This window comes from Cupriavidus sp. FW216-B1, assembly GCF_058789195.1.
This window is the reverse complement of record NZ_JBYTEL010000007.1, coordinates 116,256-141,402: the sequence shown is the minus strand read 5'-3', so window position 1 is coordinate 141,402 and position 25,147 is coordinate 116,256. Positions and strand designations below refer to the sequence as shown.

Here is a 25,147-nt window from a genome sequence, read left to right as displayed (position 1 = left end):
TAGGAGGACGGCGCGCCGGCGCCAAGGCCGCGCGCTGTAACCTGCGTAACATGGCGCCCGCCGCGCAGCACGTCGCGGCCAACCTCGGCCTGTGCCTGTGGCTGTTCTGGAACCACGCACTGATCGACCCCGCACGCGCGTGGCCGGCCGGGCAGGTGCAGCGCCAGGCGGTGCGCTGGCTGGGCTTGTCCGAATGGATCTGCGACCGCTTCGGCGTGGGCGGCGGCTCGGCGTGGAACATCATCTTCCTGTTGCGCATCGCGCGCGGCAACTGCAAACAGGACGGCGGCGGCGCGCTCGCCGACTTCCGCGCGCAGCGGCCACTGCGGCTGGACGACGCGGTGGATGCGCTGCGCCCGTTCCACGCGCCGTTCGCGCGGGCCAAGGGCTTCATCAGCTGGTCGTCGCTGGCCGGCTTCGCGCTGGAAGAGCACGACGGCGGCCACGTGCGCTACGGCGCCCTGCAACTGGCCAACCTGCTGCTCGAAGCGAGCTGGTTCGAGACCTTCGAGCATGGCGCCACGCCGGCCGCCTTCGCCGCCGTGGAGCGGCTGGCCGGGCTGCTGGGCAAGCTGCGCCCGGCCGAGCGGCGCTTCTTCCAGGCCGCGCTGGCGGCGCTGCCGCGCGAGCTGCGGCTGGCCGCGGCCGAAGCCGGCAGGCACGCGGGCCGGCGCGCCGATGAAGCGGCCGGCAAGGCGAGCCGCAAACAGGCCCCGGGACAAGCCCCCAAACGGTCGCCCAAGCCGTCGCCAGAACTATCGCCAGAGCAATCCCCCAAGCAGGCCCGCGCCGGCACGCACAGCCGCCGGCCACGCTGACACACAAGCGTCATCCCGACGCAACATCGCCTCCCTATAGTCGCGCTCGCCACTGACAGGGAGACAAGAATGGGCACTCACAAGAACAAGCACCACGTGCGCCCCGGCATGGCCGCCATGCTGGCCGTGCTGGCCACGGCGGCCGCGCTGTACGGCTGCGGCAGCGAGAACCCGGACGCGGCCGCCGCCGCGATCGCCCCCGCCGTTCCCACCGCGCCGGCCGCGCCTGCGGCTCCGGCCGGCGACGCCGCCAGCGCCGCCGCCAACATCCAGGCCGCGTGGGTCGAGATCGGCGACAGCAACCAGGCCATCGCCCGCGTGATCACCAGCTATGCGGCGCCGGCCGCCGCCGGCGACGCCCCGCCCGCCAACGCCGTGTGCCCGCTGCTGACCGTGGACGGCGTGCAGCAGCGCATGGCGCTGCGCGTGGGCGCCGGCACCATGCCGCTGCGCCCCACCGCCAGCGCGCCGGCCGACTCCAAGCCCTCGGATTTCCCGGTCTCGGCGTGCGAAGCCACGCTGCCGGCCGGCGCCGCCGCCGCCAGCGTGGCCGGGCGCGCCCTGCCGCTGCCCAAGGCCAGTCCCCGGCGCGTGCTGGTGCTGGCCGATACCGGCTGCCGCCTGAAGAAGGCCGACAACGCCTACCAGCCGTGCAGCGACACCGCCGTGTGGCCGTTCGCCACACTCGCGGCCACTGCCGCCGCCATGAACCCGGACCTGGTGCTGCACATCGGCGACTACCACTACCGCGAGAACCTGTGCCCGCCGGACATCGCCGGCTGCCAGGGCACGCCGTGGGGCTATGGCTGGGATACCTGGCAGGCCGACCTGTTCAGGCCCGCCGCCGCGCTGATGGCCAGGGCGCCGTGGGTGGTGGTGCGCGGCAACCACGAGGAATGCGCGCGCGCCGGCCAGGGCTGGTTCCGCTTCCTCGACCCGCGCCCGTACACCGAGGCCCGCTCGTGCAACGACCCGGCCAACGACGGCAGCGCCAACTACTCCGAGCCCTACACGGTGGCGCTGGGCACCGACTCGCAGGTCATCGTGTTCGACTCGGCCAAGGCCGGCAAGACCGCGCTGCCGACCAGCGACCCGCAGTTCATCGCCTACCAGAAGCAGTTCCAGACCGTGGGCTGGCTGGCCAGCAAGCCAGGCATGGTCAACACCATGTTCACCAACCACCATCCGGTGCTCGGCTTCGCGCCGGTGGCGGGCAGCGCGCCGGCGCCGGGCAACCTGGCGCTGCAGTCGGTGATGAGCAGCCTCAACGCCCAGGCCTACTACCCGCCGGGCATCCAGGTGGCGCTGCACGGCCACGTGCATGACTTCCAGGCCATCAGCTTCGCCTCCAACCACCCGGCCACCATCGTGTCCGGCAACGGCGGCGACAACCTGGACGTGGCCCTGCCCGACCCGCTCACGCCGGGCGCCGTGCCCGCGCCGGGCACCACCATCGACAAGATCACCCATCACAACAGCTTCGGCTTCCTGCTGATGGAGCGCAGCCCGGCGCCCGCCACCGGCTGGACCTTCAAGGCCTACAGCGTGGCCGGCAAGCTCATGGCCACCTGCGCGCAGACCGGCACCACGCTGGCCTGCGACAAGACGGGCTTCCTGGCGCCGTGACGGCATCGGTTCGCGCCGCCTGCGCGGCCCGGCCCGCCGGCATCCGCATCGCGCGGGCGGCGCGGAGACTTGCCGCCGGCGCTGCCGTCCTGGCCGCGGGCCTCGCGGCCGGCGCGCCCACCGCATCCACCGCGCCCGCCGCGGACACCGTGCTGACGCCGGGCGCGCCGCCATCGGTGGTGGTCGACATCATCGGCAATGGCACGCCCAAGGTGGCCGCCAGGGTCGACCCGACCGCCGCCGTGTTCCGCCCCGACCCGGCGCTCGCCGCGCTCGGCAGGCGCATCTTCTTCGATACGCGCCTGTCCGAGCCGCGCGGCCTGTCCTGCGCCGGCTGCCACGACCCCGCGCGCGCGTTCGCGCCCACGCTCTCGCCGGCCGCGCTGGCCGGGCCGCGCGTGCCGCAGGGCAGCCGGCCCGGGCACTTCAGCCTGCGCAACGCGCCCTCGCTGCTGTACGTGCGCTACGTCCCGCGCCGGCACTTCTACCAGGACGACGACGCGCCCTACGCCTCGCCGTTCGGCGGCCTGTTCGCCGACGGCCGCGCCGACACGCTGGCCGAGCAGGTGCGCGGCCCGCTGCTCGACCCCGAGGAGATGAACAACGGCACGCCGGCGCGCCTGCTGCGCAAGGTCGGGAGCACGGAACTGGCGCCCGCGCTGGCCGCGCATTTCGGCCCCGCGGCGCAACGCGATCCCGCGCAGATGATGCTGGCGCTGGGCCGCGCGCTGGAGGCCTACCTGCAAAGCGACGAGATGGCGCCGTTCAGCTCGCGCTTCGACGACTACCTGCGCCGGCGCGCGCCGCTGTCGCCGCAGGAAACGCGCGGCCTGGCGCTGTTCAAGAACCCGGACAAGGGCAACTGCATGAGCTGCCACACGCTGGCGGACACCGCCAGCCGGCCCGAGCGCTCGCTGTTTACCGACTTCGGCTACGACGCCATCGCCGTGCCGCGCAACCGCGCGCTGCCCGCCAACCGCGACCCGAAGCATTTCGACAACGGCCTGTGCGACACCGCGCGCCGCCTGCGCTGGCCCGAACCGGCGCAATGGTGCGGCTACCTGCGCACGCCCGGCCTGCGCAACGTGGCGGTGCGCCAGAGCTTCATGCACAACGGCGTGTTCACCACGCTGCGCGACGCGGTGGCGTTCTACAACACGCGCTCGACCGATCCCGGCAAGTGGTATCGCGGCGGCAAGCCCTTCGACGACGTGCCCGCCGCCTACCGCGGCAACGTCAACGTCAACGCGACGCCGATGAACCGGCGCGCGGGCACCACGCCGGCGCTGACCGAGGCGGAGATCGACGACATCACGGCCTTCCTGCGCACGCTCACGGACGCGCCCTACGCGAGCGCCATGCCGCCGGCCGCGGCGCCGGTGGCCGCGCGGCCCTAGCCCTAGCCGGCGGCCCGCGCCTCACGGCGACGCGCACACCGCGTCCGGCTCGAAGCCGCGGAACACCTGCTGCGTGGGGTCCGGCGTGGCCACGATCTCGCCCGAGGGCGCGCGCAGCAGCCGCAGCACCTGGCCGGCGCAGTTGCGGGCCGCCGCGTTGCGCTGGTAGCGCAGCTCGTACTGCCAGCCCGGCAGCGGCACGAACGACACGCCGATCGCGCAGCGGTAAGGCTGGTCGTCCGCCGCCGAGGTCGCCGCCGCCGTCAGGTAGATGCGCTGGCTGGCCACCAGCCAGCGCTCGCGCGTGCGCGCGGGCGGCTCCGGCGAGATGCCCCACATCTTCAGGTCTTCCTCCTTGCCGATGGCCGCCGCCTGGTGGCCGGTGGCCGCCAGCAGCGCGGGCCGCGGCGGCTTGGGGCACTTGCCGGCATCGACCACGCTGAAGGTGGTGTTGTCGTCCGTATTGGTCACGAGCCGCACGCGCGCGGCGGGCGTGCCGGCCTCGACGCGGTAGCGGGTCACGCAGCCGGCCAGCAGCGTGGCCAGCGCCAGGCTCATCAGGACGGCGGATCGGCGGACATTCGGCATGGGCTGGCGGGAAAGTAGGCGTCCGCTCAAGCATAGGCGTTCCGGCCGCCCGCGCGCCGCCGGGCAAAACCCCGAGCCGGCCCGCGCATTGACTTCCGTTCCGGTTCGGCCTTACCCTCGCCTGAGCCTCCGGCCCGCGCGGCGCGCGATACCGGAAGAAAACCGGAAGAAAACCGGAAGAAAAACAAAACAACAAGAACAATACAAAGACAGAGACAATTCCTCGTGAGCACCGCCGCGCCTTCCCGCCTGTCCGAACTCCGTCCCGTCCTGCCGATCCTGCTCGGCGCCTCCGTCATGCTGAGCCTGGCGATGGGCCTGCGCCAGAGCCTGGGCATCTTCATGCCGCCGCTGACCAGGGGCATCGGCATCTCGGTTGCCGATTTCACGGCCGCCATCGCGGTGCAGAACCTGGCCTGGGGACTGCTGCAGCCGATCGCGGGCGCGTGGGCCGCGCGCGTGGGCTTCCGGCCGCTGATGATGGCGGGCTCGCTGCTGTACGTGCTCGGGCTGGTCATGCTGGCCACCGCGCAGGGCATCGTCGGGGTCACGCTCGGCGCCGGCGTGGCCATCGGCGCGTCGATGGCCTGCACCGGCAGCGCCTTCGCGATGGCGGTGGCCGCGCGCCCGGTGCCGGTGGCGCTGCGCAGCACGGTGCTGGGCATCGTCTCGGGCGCCGGTTCGCTGGGCGCGCTGGTGGCCGCGCCGGTCGGGCAGGTGGTGGCGCAAGCCTACGGCTGGCGCGTGGGGCTGGCGGCCTTCGTGGTGCTCGCGCTGGTGATGCTGCCGGCGGCGTGGTTCGCCGGCCGCGTCGACCGCCTGCCGCTGCCGGTGCCGCCGGGCGGCGTGCAGCAGAACGCGCGCGAGGCGCTGGGCACCGCGCTGCACCATACGCCGTTCCTGGTCATGGGCGCGGCGTATTTCGTGTGCGGCATGCAACTGGTGTTCCTGACCACGCATCTGCCCTCCTACCTCGACATCTGCGGCATGGACCCGATGCTCAGCGCCAAGGCGCTCGGCGTGATCGGCGGCTTCAACGTGCTGGGCAGCCTGTTCTTCGGCTGGGCCGGCGGGCGCGTCAACAAGCTGCTGCTGCTCGGCGCCATCTACACCATCCGCTCGCTGGCGCTGACGTGGTATTTCACCTCGCCGCCCACGCCGGCCAGCACGCTGGTCTTCGCCGCCGTGATGGGCTTCCTGTGGCTGGGCGTGGCGCCGCTGGTGGCCGGCTGGATCGCCGAGACCTTCGGTCTGCGCTGGCAGGCCATGCTGGGCGGGGTGGCGTTCTTCAGCCACCAGATCGGCAGCTTCGTGGGCGCCTTCGGCGGCGGGCTGGTCTATGATGCCCTCGGGTCCTACACCCTGGCCTGGCAGATCGGCGTGATGCTGGGGCTGGCCGCCGGGCTGGTGCAGATCGCCTTCGCGGTCGCCGCGCGGCCGCGCCCGCCGCGCATGGCGGCGACGTGATGGGGACATGACGGCGACATGAAGGCAACATGAAGGCGATGTGACGGCGCACGCCAGGCCCCGGCTGCGCCGAACGGCAAGGAGGAAATGTCATGGCCCTGACGCTGCACTATCATCCGCTGTCATCGTTCTGCCACAAGGTCCTGATCGCGCTCTACGAGAACGGCACGCCGTTCGCCGGCCGCGTCGTCGACCTCGGCGACGCGGCCGACCGCGCCGCCTTCGTGGCGCTGTGGCCGGTCGGCAAGTTCCCGGTGCTGCGCGACGACGCGCGCGCGCAGACGGTGCCGGAGAGCACCATCATCATCGAGTACCTCGACCGCCACTATCCCGGCCCGCGGCCGCTGCTGCCCGCCGACGGCGACGGCCGGCGCGAAGCGCGCCTGTGGGACCGCCTGTTCGATCTCTACGTGCACCTGCCGATGCAGAAGATCGTCGGCGACCGCCTGCGCCCGCAAGCCGAGCGCGACCCGCGCGGCGTGGCGGATGCGCTGGCCGGCCTGCGCACCGCCTACGGCGTGGCCGACAAGCACATGGCGGAGCGCACCTGGGCCGCCGGCGAACAGTTCTCGCTGGCCGACTGCGCGGCCACGCCGGCGCTGTTCTACGCGGGCATCGCGCAGCCGTTCGCCGACACGCACCCGAACCTCGCCGCCTATTTCGAGCGGCTGGTGAGCCGCCCGAGCGTGCGGCGCGTGCTGGCCGAGGCACAGCCCTATTTCTCCATGTTTCCAATGGCAGACAAGATCCCCACCCGCTTCCTGGCCGGCCAACTGCCCTGAAACGCGACGGCGCGTCCGTCCACGCGGACAAAACCGGGATTGAGCGGAATTGGCCGCGCTACTCCGCGTTTTGAACCGGCGGCCGTTGCGTAAGATGCGCTCGTGCCTCCAGAGGAGGTGCGGCGCCCCCGACCATCAGTCCTGCCCAGCCCCGCGCGCGTACCCGCCGCGCGGGGCTCTTTTTTTTTGCCGGCGCAACGCGCGGCGAAGACTTCCGGCGCGAATGAGCCGCGAGCCCCCGGCATCCCGATGCGGTCCGCCGGCGCGCCGCGGAAGCCCGACCGGCCCATCCGCTAAGATTCGGCATCCCAGCCCTCGGAGCCGCCACATGCGCAACCTGGATTTCAGTTCCTGGCAGGGCCTGCTTTCGACCTTGTTCGGGCTGGCCTTGATCACCTTGATCGGCGTCGGCATACGCCTCGTCGTCATGCAGACGATCCAGCAGCGCCGCGAGCGCGAGAACCGGCAGATCAACGAACGCCTGCGCACGCTCATCGCCGCCTACAAGACGCTGGGCGGCTCGTTCACCGGCAATCTCGCGGTCGATCCCACGCACCTGCGCGACCTGCGCCGGCGGAGCGCGGGCGCGGACGGCCCCGACGCGGAACAGGCGGCCGGCGCCATCGCGGCGGATGCGCCGGCCGCCGGCGCATGGCCCAGCGTCGACCGCTCGCGGCGCATGCGCGACGCGGTCGAGGCGGCCTTGTCCGACATCATCCTGCTCGGCACCGAGGAACAGGTCCTGCTGGCGTCGAAGGCGGCCGCGGAGCTGGCCGCGGGCCGGCCGACGCATACCGACGAGCTGGTGGTCTCGCTGCGCAACTTCATCCGCCAGGTGCTCGACCTGGAGCCGGTGCCGGCCAGCCTGCAGATTCCGAAGCAGGGACCGGCCCGCCCGTCCGCGGCGCGCGGCAAGGCCGAAGGCGGCGCCAAGGGCGGCGAGGGAAAGTCCGGCGGTGGCATGGGAGGAGGCGGTGGTGGTGGTGGTGGCGGTGGTGGCGGGATGGGCGTCGGCGTGGGCCTGCCCGTCGAGGACGACCAGGAGCATCACCACTAGCCGCGCCCCGATGCGGACCCGCGCTATGCCGACGCTAACCCGGCACAATCCGCCGCCCTGCCGGCGCTGCCGGCCGGAGAACGAGGGCCGCCGGGGAATCTACTGGTAGTCGATCAGCACGGTAACAGCGCCAGTGATGGTGCCCGGCGTGACCGTATCGCCGGTCTGGAAATAGGCTGCCTTCATCGGGATCGCATACGATCCGCCCGTGCCCTTGTCGTAGGCACCGACCTGCACCGACTGCTTGAACGTCACCGGCGTGCCGCCGCTGTCCGTGAGCCGGATATTGACCCCGCCCGCGCTGGAACCCGAGCCCGCGGGCAGCACGCCGGGCGCGTTGGCGACCGTGCCGCCGGCCGGATCGAGCGCGTAGCCGACGCGGTTGTAGCCGGGCGGGCAATTGAGCAGACGGACCTCGAAGCCGATCTCGCCGGTGGTGCTGCCCGCGCCCGTGAACGCGCGCTTCTGCGCGGGCGGCAGCGTGATGGTCTGGCTCGGCGTCTGGCAGGTGCCGGCGATGGGCTTGATCTTGCCGGCGAGCTGGATCGAGGCGAAGCGCTGGTAGCTGTAGCAGGCGCTATAGCCCGGGGTCGCGGTCGCGCAAAGGTTCAGGTTCGCGCGCCAGCCGCCAGCCAGATCCCCCTGCGACATCGTCGCCTCGGTGCGCACCAGTTGCACCTCGAGCGGACTGGATATGGTGACTGCCGGCGCAAAGGTGGTCGTGGTGAGCGGAGCACCGTTGAGCAGCACCTGCAGACCGATGCCGGACACGTCGACGTCGACCACCGGCCCGGCCGCGGTATAGGCGCCGCCGTGGACCCAGAACGAGGGCCGTGCCAGCGTGCAGGTCGGCGCCCCGCACAGTTGCTGCGGCGTCACCGACTCGCGGACCAGCACGGTGCCCGGCGCGGCAAGCGCGGGGAACGCGAGATCCCGCCCGAATGCGGTGACGATGTTGTCAGCCACTGCCCAGCCGCATGCGGACGACAGAAGCACCGCGATGGCGCCGGCCGCGATCGTGCGGCGGGGCCGCACAGCTTGCGCAATTTGCACAGCTTGCGCACGAAAGCTGCCTTCGTCTTTCCTCATGGTGGTCACTTCGATGAATGGATGGGACGTGGCTAGTATCTGTAAATGTCCCGGCACATGAAATAAGACAAGTACCAAATCGTGGGCGGTGCAGCAAAACCGTGGATGATGTGACGAATTGGCGGGATTGCGATGCCGCGCGGGCCCCGCCACGGCCCCATGCCGTGGCTGCCGGCGCGAAGGCCGTCGGTGCGGGCACGGTAGCTGGTGCCGTGCCCGCGCCGGCCTCCGCCTACCGCGGCGGCAAGTCGGCAACGGCGCTGCCGATCTGCGCGGCGCGCCGCGCGTTCATCTCGGCCACGCACGCGAGGCCGAGCATCTCGTGCGTGTTGCCGGCACCGCCGCCGCCAAGCGCGGCGGCGAATTCGCACTGCGCGTCGCGGTAGCGCGCGAAAACCGCGCCGGATGCCTTGAGCTTGCGCGCGGCGGCGGTGGTGTACCTGGCGTCCTCGTCCCACGCGGCGAGCGCGGCCACGGCCTGCCGCTCGGCTCGCCGCAGCGCGTGCTCGCTCGCGCGCGCCTTGCCGGCGAGGCAATCGCGCATGCCGGCCTGCGAGCCGGCGCTGCATGCCGCGCGCGCGTCCTCGACGCCGCCGGCCCGCGCCGGCATGGCAAGCAGCGACGCGGCCAGGGCCAGGCAAGCGGGAAGCGAATACGCGACGGATATCACCGTGCGCATGCGGCCGCCCTTTCCCCGCGCGCCGGCCCGGGCGCGTACCCGGGCTGCCTGGCGTGGCCGGGACCGCCGCCGCCGTTGCAGCGCCGCGCGACCGGGGCCGTGCCCCGTCCCGACCGCCGCCTCGTGGACCGTGGCGTCGGCCGCGCGCGCGTTGCGGTGCCCGCGCCTGGCCACGCCGGATTCACTGCGCGTCGCCGTCGAACACGCGGAAGACGAACGCCTCGGCGGGCGCCGCCTGCGCGTCGGCCACGTCGATCTCGATGCGCCGCAGCGCGCGCTTCGACGAGAACGCGCCGAGCCATTGCGCGGCGAGGCGCGGCAGCACGTGCTGCTCGATGAAGCCGATCAGCAGCCGCGCGCCGGTCTCCTGCACCAGGCAGCGGCCGGTGATGTAGTCGACCACGGCCGGCGCGTAGGTCAGGCCGATCGCGTGGTTCGAGGCCATGCGCCTGACCACGCGGTCGAGGTGCAGCGCGACGATGCGCGACAGCGCTTCCTGCGCCAGCGGGCGGTACGGCACCACGGTCACGCGGCCGAGAAAGGCGGCCGGGAACACCGTCAGCAAGGCCGGGCCGAGCGCCGCGCACAGGCCTTCGTGGTCCGGCGCGAGCGCCTCGTCGGCGCACAGGTTCACGCTCAGGTCGGAGCCGACGTTGCTGGTGAGCAGGATGGTGGTGTTGCGGAAGTCGATGTAGCGGCCGTCGCCGTCTTCCATGTAGCCCTTGTCGAAGACCTGGAAGAACATCTCGTGCACGTCGCCGTGGGCCTTCTCCACTTCGTCGAGCAGCACCACCGAATAGGGCCGCCGGCGCACCGCCTCGGTCAGCACGCCGCCCTCGCCGTAGCCGACGTATCCGGGCGGCGCGCCCTTGAGGCCGGACACGGTGTGGGCTTCCTGGTACTCGCTCATGTTGATCGTGATGAGGTTCTGCTCGCCGCCGTACAGCGCCTCGGCCAGCGCCAGCGCGGTCTCGGTCTTGCCCACGCCGGACGGGCCGGCGAGCAGGAACACGCCCAGCGGCTTGCCGGGGTCGGTGAGGCCCGCGCGCGCGGTCTGCACGCGCTCGCCGATCTGGCGCAGGGCGTCGCCCTGGCCGATCACGCGGGCCGCGAGCGTATCGGGCAGGACCTGCACGGCGGCCACTTCGTCCGTCACCATGCGGCCGACCGGGATGCCGGTCCAGTCGGAGACGATCTCCGCCACGATGGCTTCGCCGACCTCGGGAAACACCAGCGGCGACTCCTGCTGCAGGTCGGACAGCGCCTGCTCCAGCTCGGCCAGCGCCGCCGGCGGCATGCCGGCCTCGCGCGCGCGCAGCAGCGCCTGGGCGGCGCCCGCCTGGGCCTGCCAGCCCGCCTCCAGCGCGCGCTCGTCGGCTTCCAGCGCGGCGATGCGCCGCCCCACGGCGGCCATCGCCTGGTCGTTGCCGATGCCGATGCGCCGCTCGCTGTCGAGCAGCTCGCATTCGACGCGGGCGGCCTGCAGGCGCTGGCGCACGTCCTGCAGCTCGCGCGGCGGCGCGTGCTGGGACAGCGCCACGCGCGCGCAGGCGGTGTCGAGCAGGCTGATGGCCTTGTCCGGCAACTGGCGCGAGGGGATGTAGCGATGCGACAGCGTCACCGCCGCGCGGATCGCCTCGTCCAGCACCACCACGCCGTGGTGGCCCGAGAAGGTCTGCACGAGGCCGCGCACCATGTCGATGGCGGCCGCTTCTTCCGGCTCGGGCACCTGCAGTACCTGGAAGCGGCGCGTGAGCGCCGGGTCCTTCTCGATATGGCGCTTGTACTCGGCCCAGGTGGTGGCGCCGATGGTGCGGATGGTGCCGCGCGCCAGCGCCGGCTTGAGCAGGTTGGCGGCGTCGCCGGTGCCGGCCTGCCCGCCCGCGCCGATCAGCGTGTGGATCTCGTCGACGAACAGGATCACCGGCATCGCGGACTTCGCCGCGGCCTCGATCACGCCCTTGAGGCGCGCCTCGAACTCGCCCTTCATGCTGGCGCCCGCCAGCAGCGCGCCGACGTCGAGGCTCAGCAGCCGCACGTCGGCCAGCTTGGGCGGCACGTCGCCGTCGACGATGGCGCGCGCCAGCCCTTCGACCACCGCGGTCTTGCCCACGCCCGCCTCGCCCGTGAGCAGCGGGTTGTTCTGGCGGCGGCGCAGCAGCACGTCGATCATGGTGCGGATCTCCAGCTCGCGGCCGACCACCGGGTCGATCTCGCCGGCGCGGGCGCGCGCGGTCAGGTCGGAGCAGAACTGCTCGAGCGGCGCGCCGCCGGCCGGCGCGGCCAGCGCGGACGATGCCTCGCCCGGCAGCGCGGCGGAGAAATCGCTGTTGTCGTAGGGCGCGTCGTCGGCCTCGGGCGAGCCGTCGATCCACGCCGGCAGCATCTCGCGCAGCCCGTCGAGCGGAATCTTGCCGAACGCCGGCGAGACCGACAGCAGCACGCGCCGCAGCTCCGGCGTCTTGACCAGCGCCGCCAGCAGCCACGCGCCGCGGATGCGGCGGTCGCCGAAATCGAGCGTGGCCAGCACCCAGGCGCGCTCGATCGCGGTCTCGATGTGATGCGAGAAGTCGCTGATCGAGCTCGCGCCGGCGGGCAGCGCGGCGAGCGCGCGCAGGATGTCCTGGTCGAGCGCGTCGGCGTCGACCTCGCAATGCCGGAGGATGCGCTGCAGGTCGCCGTCGGGCGCCTGCAGCAGTTGATGCACCCAGTGCACCAGCTCGACATAGGGGTTGCCGCGCAGTTTGCAGAAAGTCGTCGCGGATTCGACGCTGCGGAACAGCGAGTTTCCGAGCTTGCCGAACAAAGCCTGTCGTGAAATCGTCATAGTCTCGACCGTGAATGATGGGGCGTGCGCGCGGGAGCGCATCCGCCGCGCGGCGCATCGGGGGCACCGTTGTCCACGCGGGATGCGAGTCGGAAGCGGGCCGGATGCGGGCGGGGATGCAGGCGGGAATGCGGGCAGCGCCGGGCGGGAAATCCGCCGTGCGAAAAAAATAAGACATTAATGGCGATCATTGCCGATTGCCAATAAGACTAGTATCAATCTTTCATTCAATTGTGTCGGCAATGTCATGAGGCGGAATAAAAGAAATCCGCCTAGCACATTCCGCATTCACGATACCGGACGGGAATAAGCGTCGCATTGCCCACGCCGCAAGCGCGCCGCGACTTCCCTGGCGTGGCGGCGCGCATTGCCTTGTCCTGCCTGGATTTCCCGCCCGCGATCGCGCGCACGGATCGACGTGCGGGTCACATCGGCGATTCGCCGCGCCGCCGAAATTTAGAACAATTCCTATATCTACAAATCGGCCCGTGGCATAGCATCTCCCCGGTTTGCATCACACGCTATTCCGTCTTCCGCGTTTCACCTTCCCACTCCGCACCGTCATTGGCAACGGAAACGGGAAATGAAATGGAGGCAGGCGAAATACCACCCTTTGACGATGTCGAGAGAGAAACTGGCGGCGCACGCGCATCCCGGGCCGCACCAACCCATCCCGGCCGGGAGCGACGCTCCGCGGCCCGGCGGCGAAGCGCCGCCGCCGGACGGCCACGCCGCGCCCGCGCCGCCCGACCTGATCGCCATCGGCAACGCGCTGGCGCGCAGCGAGCCGGCCCACTTCCGCGACCTGGCCGCGCTGGCCGGCGCGCAGGCGGACCCGATGCAGCACCGCGACGCGGCGGCGGGCGCGCCGGCGCCGCTGCTCATCTTCGACGAGGAGCCGCTGGCCGGCCCGGGCGCGCTGCCGGAAAGCGACGACGATGCCGACCCGCTGGCCGGCCTGCTCGCCGAGTACCGCCGCGCGCTGATCCACCGCGAGCGCGACCACGACGCGCACGAGCTCAAGGCCATCGGGCGGCCCCAGGTCGCCATGCCGCTGCCGGAGGACCCGTTCCTCGACGCGCGGGGCCGCTTCGAGACCGGCTCGCTGCTGGGCGACCTGCTGGGCAGCCAGCAGAACATCGACACCGTGCTCGGCGAGATGGACACCTTCCGCGCCGACCACCTGTTCGCCGAGGAAGACCGCCACGAGATCCTGGCGCTGCTCGCGCCGGCCCGCAAGGCCGGCCGGGCGCTGTCGCAGGCCGCGCTGCTGGCCCGCCAGGAGCACCACCTGATCAGCGTGGACAGCCATTTCCCCATGCTGGTGGCGCGCACCGACACGGACGCGCCGGACGAGACAGGCACCGACATCGGTGCGGACGCCGGCGTCGACATCGACGCCGACACGCAGGCCGCCGGCACCGGCGCGCAGGCGCCAGCGGACGCGCCGTCGGCACACACGAACCCTTCACCGGAACCCCACGATGACGAACAACCTTGACATGACCGTTTCCACCGCCGCCGCCGATGCCGTCAGCGCCGCCACGCTCGCCGGCATGCTGCGCACGCAGTCGCTCGACCAGTTGCAGCGGCGCACCGCCGAAGCGGTGCGCAAGCGCCCGGCCGATACGCAGGAACGCTGGCTGCTGTTCCAGCTGCTGTGCATCGACGGCGAATGGAACCGCGCGCTCAAGCAGCTCCAGACCTGGGCCACGCTGGAGCCCGCCGGCGAAGCCCGCGCCCAGCTGCATCGCGGCCTGATCCAGAGCGAGCTGTTCCGCATCGAGGTGTTCGCCGGCCGGCGCACGCCCGGCTTCATCGCGCCGGCGCCGGCGTGGGTCGAGACGCTGCTGCAGGCCAACGCCCGGCTCGGCGCCGGCGACGTGGCGACGGCCGACACGCTGCGCCGCGCCGCGCTGGAGCAGGCGCCCGCCAGCCCCGGCGAGAGCCCCGAGATGGGCGCCTTCGCCTGGCTGGCCGAAAGCGACACGCGCCTGGGCCCGGTCTGCGAGATGGCGGTGGCCGGCGGCTACCGCTGGATTCCGTTCGAGCAGATGCAGTCGCTCACCTTCACGCCGGCCGGCACGCTGACCGACCTGGTGTGGCGCCCGGCCACCGCGGTGCTGCGCGACGCCACGGTCCTCAAGGGATACCTGCCGACCCGCTACGTCGGCTCCGACGCGGGCCCGACGCCGTGCCGGCTGGCGCGCGAGACGAGCTGGACGGACGTCGGCGACACCGGCGTGATCGGGCTGGGGCAGAAGACCTGGAGCACCGACCAGGGCGACTGGGGCCTGCTCGACCTCGGCAGCTGCCGCTTCGCGCACGGAAACGGCGATGCGGCAGCCTGACAACTGGCACCGGCCAGCCTACCTGCCGTCGCTGCTCGACCGGCTGCAGGACGACGCGCCCAACAAGCGCAGCGAGCGCCCCGACGCCTATGCGCCGGACGGCGAGGGCATGCGCAGGATCATCCGGCGCGACCTGAGCCTGCTGCTCAACACCACCAATCTCGACGGCGAACTCGACGCGGCGCGCTTTCCGGCGGCGGCCGCGTCCGTCGTCAACTACGGCGTGCCGCCGCTGTCCGGCAGCTACCTGAGCGACCGCAACTGGGAATCGCTCGAAAAACTGCTGCGCGCCGCGGTCATCCATTTCGAGCCGCGGCTGATTCCCGAGTCGGTGGCGATCCGCCCCGCGACCGATCCCGGCGCGGCCAGCTACAACAAGCTGGTGTTCGAGATCAGCGGCCTCATGCAGTGGTCGCCGTATCCGCTGGAGTTCCGCATCCAGAGCACCTTCGACATCGAAATGAACAAAGTGACGCTCGATCCGGGCGCACGCACAGGCAGCTGACATGGACCCGCAGTTTCTCGACCACTACAACCGCGAGCTGACCTACATGCGGGAGCTGGCCGGCGAATTCGCCGCCCGGCACCCGAAGATCGCGCGCCGGCTCGGCATGCAGGGCATCGAGGTGGCCGACCCGTTCGTGGAGCGCCTGATCGAGGCGTTCTGCTTCATGTCGGCGCGCACCCAGCTCAAGCTCGAAGCCGAGTTCCCGCGTTTCACCCAGCGCCTGCTCGAAGTCACCTACCCCAACTACATGGCGCCCACGCCGTCGATGGGCGTGGCGCGCCTGCGGCCGAGCCTGCGCGAAGGCAATTTTAGCAAGGGCTTCAAGGTGCCGCGCCACAGCGTGCTGCGCTCGGCGGTGCCGCCCGGCGAGCAGACCGCCTGCGAGTTCCGCAGCGGCCACGACGTCACCATCTGGCCGATCGAGATCGTCGATGCCAAGCTCACGGCGATCCCGCCCGACCTGCCACCCACCGAGCGCCACCTGCGGCCCCACGTGCAGTTGCGCGGCGCGCTGCGGCTGCGCCTGCGCACCGTCGGCGAGATCCGCTTCTCGCAGATCGCCGGCCTCGACCGCCTGCCGCTGTACATCAACGGCGACGAGCGCATCGCCTCGCACCTGTTCGAGCTGATCCACGCCGGCAGCGTCGCCTCGGTGGTGCGCGCGTTCGGCGCGGCGCGCGGCGAGGGTCATGTGGTGTCCAGCGCCGCGGTCGATTTCGAGGGGCTGCGCGCCGACCAGAGCCTGCTGCCCGTGCCGTGGAACACCTTCCACGGCCACAACCTGCTGCAGGAGTATTTCACCTGCCGCCAGCGCTTCTATTTCTTCGCGCTGACGCAGCTCGGCGCCGGCCTGTCGGCCATCGACGGCAGGGAAGCGGAGATCGTGCTGCTGCTCGACCGCCTGCCCGAGACCCTGACCTCGCACGTCGACGCCGGGCGCTTCCTGCTGTTCTGCACGCCCGTCATCAACCTGTTCCCGAAGCGGACCGACCGCGTCGAGATCAACCGCGCGCTGACCGCCTTCCACCTGGTGCCCGACCGCAGCCGCCCGCTCGACTACGAGGTCTTCTCGGTGTCGCGCGTGTTCGGCCAGAAGGCGCAGACCTCGAACGAGGTGGTCTTCAACCCGCTGTACCAGACCCTGCACAGCGACACCGGCAACTACGGCCGCTACTTCTCCATCCTGCGCGAGCGGCGCACGCTGTCTGCCAACGTGCGCAAGTACGGCACGCGCACGCCGTACATCGGCACCGAGGTCTTCGTCTCGCTGGTCGACCAGGCCGAGGCGCCCTACGCCGACGACATCCGCTACCTGTCGGTGGAGGCCTGGGTCACCAACCGCGACCTGCCCCGGCTGATCCCGCGCAACGGCGTCAGCGACCTGACCATGCAGGAATCGGTGCCGATCGAGGGCGTGAGCCTGGTGCACGCGCCGAGCGTGCCGCGCGAGCCCTACGCCGCCGGCGAGACCGCCTGGCGGCTGATCCGCCAGCTCAGCTTCAACTACATGCCGCTGGCCGAGCTCGACCACGCCGACGGCGGGCAGGCGCTGCGCAACATGCTGCGGCTGTTCGTCGGCAGCGGCGACCACGAGCAGGCCGCGCAGATCGACAGCCTGGTCGGCGCGCGCACCGAACCCGTGGTGCGGCGCCTGCCCGGCCACGGGCTGCTGGTCTACGGGCGCGGCGTGCGCTGCGAGCTGACCGTGGACGAGACCGGCTTCTCCGGCGTCAGCCCCTACCTGTTCGGGCTGGTGCTGGAGCACTACCTGGCGCGCCACGTGTCGATCAACGTCTTCACCGAGACCGAGCTGCGCTCGATGCAGCGCGGCCTCGTCACGCGCTGGAAGGCCCGCATGGGCGGCCGCGGGGCGGTGTAGCCATGCACGCGCCCACCTCGCATCCGGTCGACGCCAGCTCCCCGATCCATCCCGACGCGCTGCGCGCGTGGTTCGACGAGCGCGCGCCGTGGCAGTCCAGCTTCCTCGGCCTGCTGCGCGCGATCTCCGCGCGCGCGCCCGGCATGCCGCTGCCGGGCACGGCGAGCCTGCCGGGCCAGGAGCCGTTCCGCATCGGCCAGCAGCCGTCGCTGGCCTTCGCGCCGCGCGAGATCGCCGCGCTGGACGTGCGCGGCGGCCACCTGGACATCCGCCTGTTCGGCCTCGGGCTGTGGGGGCCGCAGGGGCCGCTGCCGCTGCACATGACGGAGCTGGCCTACACCCGCGCCGAGAGCCACCAGGACCACACGCTGAGCGCGTTCGCCAACCTGTTCCACCAGCGCGCGCTCACGCTGTTCTACCGCGCCTGGGCCGCGTCGCAGGCCACCGTCTCGCTCGACCGCCCCGACGACGAGGCGTTCTCGTTCTACGTCGGCAGCCTGATGGGCACGGACACCGCCGAGGCGGCGCTGACCCATCCGCCGACCCACGCGCGCTACGCCGCCTCGGCCCACCTGGTGCGCGAGGCGCGCAACCCGGACGGACTGGCGGCCACGCTGTCCCACTATTTCGGCGTGCCGGTGGCGGTCGACGAATACGTCGCGCACTGGATCCGCGTCGCCGGGCCGGAGCGCACCCGGCTGGGCGCGCCGGCCGAGTCCTCGATCGTGTGCGAAGGCGCCATGCTCGGCGAGATGGTGCCCGACTGCCAGCACAAGTTCCGGCTGGTGATCGGCCCGCTGGACCTGGACCAGTACCTGCGCCTCACGCCGCATGGCGACGACCTGCCCACGCTGGTCGACTGGGTGCGCGCCTTCGTCGGCTACGAGTACGACTGGGAAATCAAGCTGCTGGTCAAGCCGCGCGCGGCGCCGCCGGCGCGCGCCGACGCCGCGCAGCGGCTCGGCTATTCCACCTGGCTCGGCGAATCGCTGGACGACCTGCCGGTCGTCGGCATGGTGTTCGAGCCGGAGAAATACTGTGCCTGACCTCGGAGATTTTCACGCATGAACGCGAACACGCCGGCCGCGGCGCTGCGCTACGCCGATCTTCTGGAACCCGTCTCGGCCGACGCGCCGTGCGGCCCGGACCTCGAATACGATCCCGCCTTCGTCATGCTGCAGGCCGCCATCGCGCCGCGGGCCGACGCGCAGTACGGCGATTTCGTCGACGCGCCCCAGCCCGCCAACTGGGCCGAGGCCGAGCGCGACTGCCGCGCGCTGCTGCTGCGGACCAAGGACATCCGCCTGGCCGTGATCCTGGCCCGCTGCCGCACCCGCCAGGGCGGCGCGGCCGGCCTGCGCGACAGCCTCGCGCTGCTCAAGGCCATGCTCGACCGCTACGGCGACGCGCTCCACCCGGTGCCGTTCTTCGAGGGCGAGCCCGACCCCGTGGTGTGCGCCAACGCCATCGCCGCGCTGGCCGACGCCGACGGCGCGCTGGCCGACGCGCGCGACATCCCGCTGCCCAAGACGGCGGGGCTGCAACTGCAGCTGCGCGACATCGAGAAGGCCTTCGCCGTGCCACGCCAGAAAGACACGCTGGCGCCGGAATCGGCCAGCCGGCTGCTGCGCGAGCTGTGGGCCAGGCGCGACCCGGCCGTGGTGGCGCTCGCCGAGGCGCAGCGGACCGCCGCCGAACTCGATGCGTGGAGCCGGGCAGCGCTCGGCGCCGACGCGCCCGACCTCGGCGCGCTGACGAAGCTGCTGCAGCCATTCGCGCCGGCCAGCCTGGAATCGCCCCACGCGGCGGCGGCCCAGCCCGCCGGACTTCCCGCGCCGGCGGCGGACATGCCGGACACGGGCGACACGGCGGATGCGCCCAATGCGCCGGACACGCGGGCGGCCCCGCCGGCGGCGCCCGCGCTGCCGGCAGCCGCCGGTCCCGCGGACGCGCCGCGCCCTTGCGCCGGCCCGCCGGCCGACCGCTGGCAGGCGCTCGCCGCGATCCGCGACACGCGCCTGTGGTTCGAGGAGAACGAGCCGAGCAGCCCGGTCATCGTGCTGCTGCGGCAGGCCGAGCGCATGGTCGGCAAGCGCTTCTCCGAGCTGGCCCACATCATCCCCGCCGACCTGCTGCCGCTGTGGGACGCCGTCGATGCGTAGTCCGGGCCGGCCTTCCCGTTTATCCAGCGCCCCCGACTTCCGCGCGGGTTTCCACCCCGGACCCGCCTCGTTTCCACGCCGTTCCCATCTCACTCCCTTCCAGCCATGAAAAGACCTTTCGCGCTACTGGCCTCCCTGTCCGCCGCCGGCCTGCTCGCCGCATCGCCGGGCGCCTTCGCCGAATGCCGGCCGATGACGCAGCCGGAGATCGACTACTCGGTCAACGTCGAAGGTATCAGAGCCCAGGCGTATTCGTCGTTCCAGATCAACTTCCCGGGGCCGGCCGAGGTCGATCCCGACCTCGGCATCGGCGAAACGATCGCGACAGGCGAATACAGAATGGACGACCGGCTCCGGTTTGCCATCTGCATCACGCCGTCCGGGACAATCAACTACGGGTTCTTCGCACCGTTCACGCTTTCCGTGCTGGGACAGAAAATCTATGACACCGGCATCCCCGGCGTCGGCTTCCGGCTCAGCTATCAGCGCCCCAACAACGGGCGTGTCGACGTCATGCCGGTCGCGCTCCCGTGGGCAGGCAGCAGCAGTGTGTACTACAACATCAATGCCGGGGCGGTATACCGCATGGAGCTGATCAAGACCGGCAACAACATGCCGAGCCGGTCGGTGGTGAATCTGGGAACGGTTGCCACCTTCTACGGCGACCTGCCTGCTCCTGCACTCGGGCACATCAGCGTCAACAGCATCGAACTCAAGGTCCTGCCGAAGTGTCATGTCGACAGCAGCACGCTGAACATCGACTTCGGTCCGTTCGGCCCGGCCGACGTCTCCACCACCGCGGGCCCCACGCGGCAGGTCGATTTCACCGTGCGCTGCTCCGGCCCGACCCCGCCCGCCACGATCACCGCCACGCTGGCCGGCACGCCCGACGGCGACGATCCCCGCTTCATCCGCAACACCGGCGCCACCAACCTGGCGATCCGGCTGGCGGACCGGAGCACGTCCTACGTCCTCAAGCCCAACGACAGCAACAGCGCGCTCATACACGAGCCGTATGGCGCGATGGCGTCCAGCTTCTCGCTCGACGCCACGGTGCTGCGGGTCGGCAGCCGGACCCCCACGGCCGGCCAGATCCAGGCCACGGCGACCGTCACGCTGAGCATCCTGTGAACGAACACCTTCCCTTCTCATCACCGCATCTCATGAAATGAAACCCACGATTTTTGTCCAGATGGCCAGCTACCGAGACCCCGAGCTGATCCCGACGCTGCGCGACCTGATCGAACGCGCGGACCGGCCCGACATGCTGCGCATCGTCGTGTGCTGGCAGCACGCGCTGCACGAGACCGTCAGCGAATTCTTCGCGCGCGGCTTCGCCAAGTGGCGCCTCGACGCCAGCGGCCAGCACACGGTCCATACGCTGGCCTATGGCGATGCGTCGATCGAACTGATCGACGTGCCGCACATGGCATCGCAGGGCGCCTGCTGGGCGCGCAACCTGATCCAGCAGCAGTACCGCGCCGAGCGCTACACGCTGCAGCTCGACTCGCACCACCGCTTCGTCGATGGCTGGGACAGCCAGTTGACCGACATGCTGGAGTCGCTGCGCGCGGCCAGCCCCAAGCCGGTCCTCACGGCATACCTGCCGTCGTATTTTCCGCACGACGATCCCGGCGGGCGCCGCCAGAACCAGCTCGAAATGCGCTTCAGCCACTTCAGCAAGCGGGGCGTGGTGGTCTTTTGCCCGGCCCGGCTGTCACACGCGACACCGCGGCAACCCGTTCCGGCACGCTTCTACAGTGGCCATTTCACGTTCGCCGACGGGAGTTTCTCGGTCGAGGTGCAACATGATCCGCAGTATTTCTTCCTTGGCGAGGAAATCTCGATCGCCGCGCGCGCCTATACCCACGGCTACGATCTCTATCACCCGCATCGGCTGATCGCCTGGCACGAGTACACGCGCAAGGGCCGCACCAAGATCTGGGACGACCACTCGGCGCAGGCCAAGGCCGACGGCGCGATTCCGATGTACTGGGGGGAGCGCGACAATATGTCGTACCAGCGCAATCGCGCGCTGTTCGGCATCGACGGCGAGCCGCGCGGCGACGCCGAATTCGGCCCGTACGGACTGGGCAGCGAGCGCACGCTCGCCGAGTACGAGACCTACGCGGGCATCGATTTCACCCATCGCGGCGTGCAGCGCGCGACCCTCGAGGCCGCGCCGCCGGCGCAGGGAATGGTGCCGGCGCGTGGCACCGAAGCGGAGTGGAAGGCATCGCTGGTACGCTCGAACGAGCTGCGCCTGTGCCTGCATCGGAAGACAATGAACGTGGCGTCGACGAAAGTCCACACCTGCCGCATGACCGTCCATGACGCCGCAGGCAGCGTGCTGCACCATCGCGTCATGGAGGCCGAGGAATTCGGCCAGGCCATGCGCGGCGAGTGGTTCGACCGCAACCTAGTCTTCACCTCCGGGCTCGGGCAGCTTCCCGCCAGCTACGTCGTCGAACTGCTCGACGATGCCGGTGAGCAACTGGGACGGATAGAGCAGGCGGTCGAGGCCTGACATCCGGAGCGCGGGCGCGCATGGCTGCATGCGCGCCATTTGCACCGCATGCCCGTCCGGATTGCCGCCGGTCAGCGGATTGAACACGTAGCGGTACGGGCTCGCGCCGGCCGGCGCGGTGCGGTCGGGGCTCAGATAACGGCCGGCGTCGGGATCGTAGAAGCGCGCGCCATTGAGATGCAGTCCGGTTTCCTCGTCCGCGTATTGCCCCGCGAAGCGCAGCGGCTGCCGCGCCTGCTCGCGCAGGCCGGTCGACGGCGCCAGTCCGCCCCAGGCCTTGTAGCGGCCGCGCCAGACCGGCTCGCCGCTCTCGTCGGTGAGCGCCACGGCGGTGCCGGCGCCATCGGTGTGATAGTGCAGCACGCGCATCGGGCCCAGCGTGCCGTCCTCGAGGTGCTTCTGGTCCACGCAGGCCAGCGGCGCGTATGCCGTCAGGCCATCCGCGGCCGGGTGGTACAGATAGGTCCGGATGCTGTCGCCGGTGCGCTCCTGTGCCAGGCGGCCGCCCTGCCAGACCAGTTGCGTGGCCTCGTCCTGCGCCCCGCCAAAAAGTGACCCCGGCAATCCGGGCAGCCCCTGCAGTCCGGCCAGGCCGGGCTCGGCCGGGCCGGCGCTGCGGCGGATGCAGCGGCCCAGCGCGTCGTAGCGGTAGCGCACCACGCGGTCGCGCTGCCGCGCGACGACGAGCCGGCCCTCGGCATCCCACTCCAGCGACAGCGCGCCGGCCGCGCCGTGCTTGCCCGTCACCTGTCCCCAGGCATCGAATTCGTAGTGGTAGCCGCGGCACTCGAGCAGGCGGTGGTCCGCGTAGATGGCGGGCTGCCAGCCGGCGCGCGGCGTGTCGAGCAGGTTGCCGGCCCCGTCCCACGTGAAATACTCGATGCCGAGGTCGTCCGACACGCAGCGCAGCAGCGCGCCGCGCCGGTCGTAGTCGAAATGGATGCGGCCGTCGTAGCGGTCGTCCAGGCGCGCGAGGTTGCCCGCGGTGCTGTATTGCAGCTCGCGCCATTGCAGCACCTCGCCCGGCGCCATCTCGCCGTTCTCGCCAGGCACGGCGGTCATGGCGAACCAGCGCAGCGGCCAGCCGGTCTCGGTGTAGTGAGTGTGGAGATAGAGCGCGCCCTGCGAGCGCAGCACGCAGCGGCGCATGGCGTCGTGCTGGAACGCGGCGATGCCATGCATGTCCTGGCCGCTGCCCAGGCCGAGCAGCGCGGGCGCGCCCGCTTCGTCGTGCTCGGTCTTGACCGTCTGGCCGTGCGGCAGCGTGACCTCGGCCGCGCGGCCGGCCGCGTCGTAGAGATAGGTCAGCGTGCCGTTGGCGCCGTGCTCGGCGGTCATGCGGCCGAGCGCGTCGTATTCGAAGCGGATCGTGTCCGGCTCCAGGCCGAGCGCGCGCCCCGCCTCGGTAGGCTCGTAGCCGACCGCCTCGGGCAGTCCCCGGCGCGTGTAGATGAAGCGATAGCGGGCATGCTGCGTCTCGCGCGAGACCAGCCGCCCGAGCGCGTCGTGGTCGAACGTCTCGGTGCGCGCGAGCGCGCCCGCGGTGGCCGTGACCTGCCCCAGCGTGCCGGCCGCCGCGTAGGCGAACTCGCGCCGCACGCCGTCGGCATCCGTCACCGACTGCAGGCGCCCGGCCGGGTCCCAGGCCAGTTGCTGTATCGCGCCGTTGCTGCCCGCGGTGCGCGTGCGGCGGCCGTGCGCGTCGTATTCGTGCAGCGTGACGTGGCCTTCCTCGTCGACCGCGCGCACGACGTTGCCGCGCGCGTCGCGGTGCCAGTGCCGGGTCTGCCCGTCCGCGCCGGTCCACGACACCGGCTGGCCGGCGGCGTTCCAGGCGTGGCGTTCCTCGCGGCCGTCCGGCAGCGTCACCACGAGCGGGCGGCCCAGCAGGTCGGGCTCGATCCTGGTGAGCGCGCCCTGCGCGTCGATGACGGACACGACGTGGCCGGCGGCGTCGCGGCCATAGGCGGTGGCGCGGCCGCCCGGCTCCACGCGCCGCGCCAGCTGGCCGCGCGCGTCGTACTCCAGCACGGTCGCCTGGCCCTGCTCGTCGGTGCGGTGCTCCGACAGGCCGCCGTCCTGCTCTTCGTGCCGGATCTGCGTGATGCCGTGGCGCGGCGACTGGCGGCGCACCGCCTGCAGGCGGTCGTTGCGCTGCCACAGCCAGGTCCGGCCGTCGTCATGGCGGATGCTGACGAGCTTGCCGGTGGCGAAGGCATAGACCCGCGAGCATTCAGCGCCGAGCGGGTCGATCTCCTGCGTGACGCGGCCCAGGTTGTCGTAGACCGCGCGCAGGCGCCGCTCGCCGGGCAGGGCCAGCATGACCGGCCATCCCGCGCCGTTGTATTCGAAGACGTGGCGGCGCCCGTCGAAGCCGACGTGGGCGCGCACGCGGCCGCAGGTGTCGTACTGCCAGTGCGCGGCGTGGCCGAACACGTCGACCGCCTGGCTGGTGCGGTTCTCGATGCGGTAGGTGCAGCGCTCGTGCGCGCCGTCGCTGGTGATCCGCTCGGCCACGCGCTGCGCGCCGCCCACGGGCTGCCACACGTAGCGCGTGACGTGGCCCAGCGGCCCGGTCTCCTCGACCATGCGCCCGCCGGCATAGGCGAAGCGGCGCACCACGTCGCCGAGCCGGTTGCGCACCTCGGCAAGCTGGCCGTGCGCGTCGTAGCCGTACCTGGCCAGGAAGCCGGCGGCGCCGCCGTCGACGCACTCGATGCCGGTCAGGCGCGAGCTCGCCTGCGCGTAGTGCAGGCGCAGCTCGTGCCCGCAGGTGCCGCGCATGCGCAGCAGGCGGCCGGCCTCGTCCCAGATGCAGCCGATGCGATGCTGGTGGATGTCCTCGACGTACTTCAGCCGCGCCACGCCGCGCGCGTCGAAGTCCCCGAACACGCGGTAGCGCGGCGTCAGGTCGGCCACCACCATGCGCCCGTCGGGCAGGCAGGCGATGTGCAGCTGCTCCGCCGACACGATGACCTGGGCGCCGCGCGCCGGCGCCGGCACCGACAGCGCGCGGCCCTGCTCGTCGGTGTAGACCAGCCGGTCGTGCACGCGCGCGAGCGTGACTTCCCAGGGCGAGCGCCAGCCCGGTCCCAGCAGCCCGCCGCCGGGCAGCAGGCTGGAATAGAAGCGGTTCCAGGTGATCGGCAGGCGTCCGGGCAGCGCGAAATCGGCCTCGTTCCACGGCAGGCAGATCTTGGCCCCGGTGGTCATGTCCACCGTTTCGCACAACAGCCCCGAGAGCGCGCGGCGCGCGCCGTAGCGCCCCGCGAGGTCGCCCGGCTGATGCCGGAAGCGGCCCGCCGGCGGCGCCACCTCCAGCGATTCCAGCACCACGCCTTCCAGGCCGGCCAGCACGCCGCCCAGTCCTCCGATCCCGCTCATGCTTCT

Annotated in this window: 19 protein-coding genes; 14 read left to right on the top strand and 5 right to left on the bottom strand. The window is 71.7% G+C overall.

Going from position 1 to position 25,147, the window contains the following annotated elements:
* Positions 1-50: 50 nt before the first annotated feature.
* The 3 genes from AC3WXD_RS17125 to AC3WXD_RS17115 all read left to right on the top strand — a co-directional run bounded on the left by AC3WXD_RS17125 (position 51) and on the right by AC3WXD_RS17115 (position 3,841).
* Positions 51-818 (top strand): hypothetical protein, encoded by a 768-nt coding sequence (locus tag AC3WXD_RS17125; protein WP_492324254.1) that lies wholly within the window; start codon positions 51-53, stop codon positions 816-818.
* A gap of 69 nt (positions 819-887) precedes the next feature.
* Positions 888-2,444 carry a metallophosphoesterase gene (locus AC3WXD_RS17120; protein WP_492324253.1) on the top strand — a complete coding sequence of 519 codons (1,557 nt, stop codon included), beginning with the start codon at positions 888-890 and terminating at the stop codon, positions 2,442-2,444.
* 41 nt (positions 2,445-2,485) lie between these two features.
* Positions 2,486-3,841 carry a cytochrome-c peroxidase gene (locus AC3WXD_RS17115; RefSeq protein ID WP_492324335.1) on the top strand — a complete coding sequence of 452 codons (1,356 nt, stop codon included), beginning with the start codon at positions 2,486-2,488 and terminating at the stop codon, positions 3,839-3,841.
* 21 nt (positions 3,842-3,862) lie between these two features.
* Here AC3WXD_RS17115 and AC3WXD_RS17110 read toward each other — a convergent pair whose 3' ends face one another.
* A complete protein-coding gene (locus AC3WXD_RS17110) occupies positions 3,863-4,399 on the bottom strand; it encodes a hypothetical protein (protein ID WP_454733740.1) in 537 nt (178 codons plus the stop codon).
* Between the two features lie 327 nt (positions 4,400-4,726).
* On the opposite strand from AC3WXD_RS17110, the gene AC3WXD_RS17105 reads away from it, so the two are divergent.
* The 3 genes from AC3WXD_RS17105 (at position 4,727) to AC3WXD_RS17095 (ending at position 7,735) form a co-directional block, all read left to right on the top strand.
* Entirely contained in the window at positions 4,727-5,896 is a 1,170-nt protein-coding gene (locus AC3WXD_RS17105) for an MFS transporter (protein ID WP_052165810.1), read from the top strand.
* 92 nt (positions 5,897-5,988) lie between these two features.
* Positions 5,989-6,678 carry a glutathione S-transferase family protein gene (locus AC3WXD_RS17100; protein WP_492324252.1) on the top strand — a complete coding sequence of 230 codons (690 nt, stop codon included), beginning with the start codon at positions 5,989-5,991 and terminating at the stop codon, positions 6,676-6,678.
* Between the two features lie 328 nt (positions 6,679-7,006).
* The gene (locus AC3WXD_RS17095) at positions 7,007-7,735 is read left to right on the top strand and encodes a hypothetical protein (RefSeq protein WP_492324251.1); all 729 of its coding nucleotides are present in this window, start codon (positions 7,007-7,009) and stop codon (positions 7,733-7,735) included.
* 99 nt (positions 7,736-7,834) lie between these two features.
* On the opposite strand, the gene AC3WXD_RS17090 is transcribed toward AC3WXD_RS17095, so the two are convergent.
* The 3 genes from AC3WXD_RS17090 to tssH form a co-directional block, all read right to left on the bottom strand.
* Positions 7,835-8,824 carry a fimbrial protein gene (locus AC3WXD_RS17090; protein ID WP_492324250.1) on the bottom strand — a complete coding sequence of 330 codons (990 nt, stop codon included), beginning with the start codon at positions 8,822-8,824 and terminating at the stop codon, positions 7,835-7,837.
* A gap of 232 nt (positions 8,825-9,056) precedes the next feature.
* Positions 9,057-9,503 carry a lysozyme inhibitor LprI family protein gene (locus AC3WXD_RS17085; RefSeq protein WP_492324249.1) on the bottom strand — a complete coding sequence of 149 codons (447 nt, stop codon included), beginning with the start codon at positions 9,501-9,503 and terminating at the stop codon, positions 9,057-9,059.
* A 181-nt stretch (positions 9,504-9,684) separates the two neighbouring features.
* On the bottom strand, positions 9,685-12,330 hold the full coding sequence (gene tssH, locus AC3WXD_RS17080) for a type VI secretion system ATPase TssH (protein WP_492324248.1): 2,646 nt from the start codon (positions 12,328-12,330) through the stop codon (positions 9,685-9,687).
* A gap of 619 nt (positions 12,331-12,949) precedes the next feature.
* Here tssH and AC3WXD_RS17075 point away from each other — a divergent pair.
* The 8 genes from AC3WXD_RS17075 (at position 12,950) to AC3WXD_RS17040 (ending at position 21,757) form a co-directional block, all read left to right on the top strand.
* On the top strand, positions 12,950-13,831 hold the full coding sequence (locus AC3WXD_RS17075; RefSeq protein ID WP_492324247.1) for a TagK domain-containing protein: 882 nt from the start codon (positions 12,950-12,952) through the stop codon (positions 13,829-13,831).
* A 1-nt stretch (position 13,832) separates the two neighbouring features.
* Positions 13,833-14,681, top strand: a complete 849-nt coding sequence (locus tag AC3WXD_RS17070; RefSeq protein WP_020201812.1) for a type VI secretion system accessory protein TagJ — start codon at positions 13,833-13,835, stop codon at positions 14,679-14,681.
* A complete protein-coding gene (gene tssE / locus AC3WXD_RS17065) occupies positions 14,668-15,186 on the top strand; it encodes a type VI secretion system baseplate subunit TssE (RefSeq protein WP_020201811.1) in 519 nt (172 codons plus the stop codon). The genes AC3WXD_RS17070 and tssE overlap by 14 nt, the downstream gene beginning before the upstream one ends.
* Position 15,187: 1 nt before the next feature.
* On the top strand, positions 15,188-17,068 hold the full coding sequence (tssF, locus tag AC3WXD_RS17060; RefSeq protein WP_020201810.1) for a type VI secretion system baseplate subunit TssF: 1,881 nt from the start codon (positions 15,188-15,190) through the stop codon (positions 17,066-17,068).
* 2 nt (positions 17,069-17,070) lie between these two features.
* Complete coding sequence (gene tssG / locus AC3WXD_RS17055) at positions 17,071-18,114, top strand: type VI secretion system baseplate subunit TssG (protein WP_492324246.1); 1,044 nt, start codon at positions 17,071-17,073, stop codon at positions 18,112-18,114.
* 18 nt (positions 18,115-18,132) lie between these two features.
* Complete coding sequence (locus AC3WXD_RS17050; protein WP_492324245.1) at positions 18,133-19,230, top strand: type VI secretion system protein TssA; 1,098 nt, start codon at positions 18,133-18,135, stop codon at positions 19,228-19,230.
* Between the two features lie 105 nt (positions 19,231-19,335).
* Positions 19,336-20,361 carry a fimbrial protein gene (locus AC3WXD_RS17045; RefSeq protein WP_020201807.1) on the top strand — a complete coding sequence of 342 codons (1,026 nt, stop codon included), beginning with the start codon at positions 19,336-19,338 and terminating at the stop codon, positions 20,359-20,361.
* 37 nt (positions 20,362-20,398) lie between these two features.
* The gene (locus tag AC3WXD_RS17040; protein WP_492324244.1) at positions 20,399-21,757 is read left to right on the top strand and encodes a GlcNAc-transferase family protein; all 1,359 of its coding nucleotides are present in this window, start codon (positions 20,399-20,401) and stop codon (positions 21,755-21,757) included.
* On the opposite strand, the gene AC3WXD_RS17035 is transcribed toward AC3WXD_RS17040, so the two are convergent.
* Positions 21,650-25,141, bottom strand: coding sequence for an RHS repeat-associated core domain-containing protein (locus tag AC3WXD_RS17035; protein ID WP_492324243.1), 3,492 nt, complete (start codon positions 25,139-25,141; stop codon positions 21,650-21,652). The genes AC3WXD_RS17040 and AC3WXD_RS17035 overlap by 108 nt on opposite strands.
* Positions 25,142-25,147 lie beyond the last annotated feature (6 nt).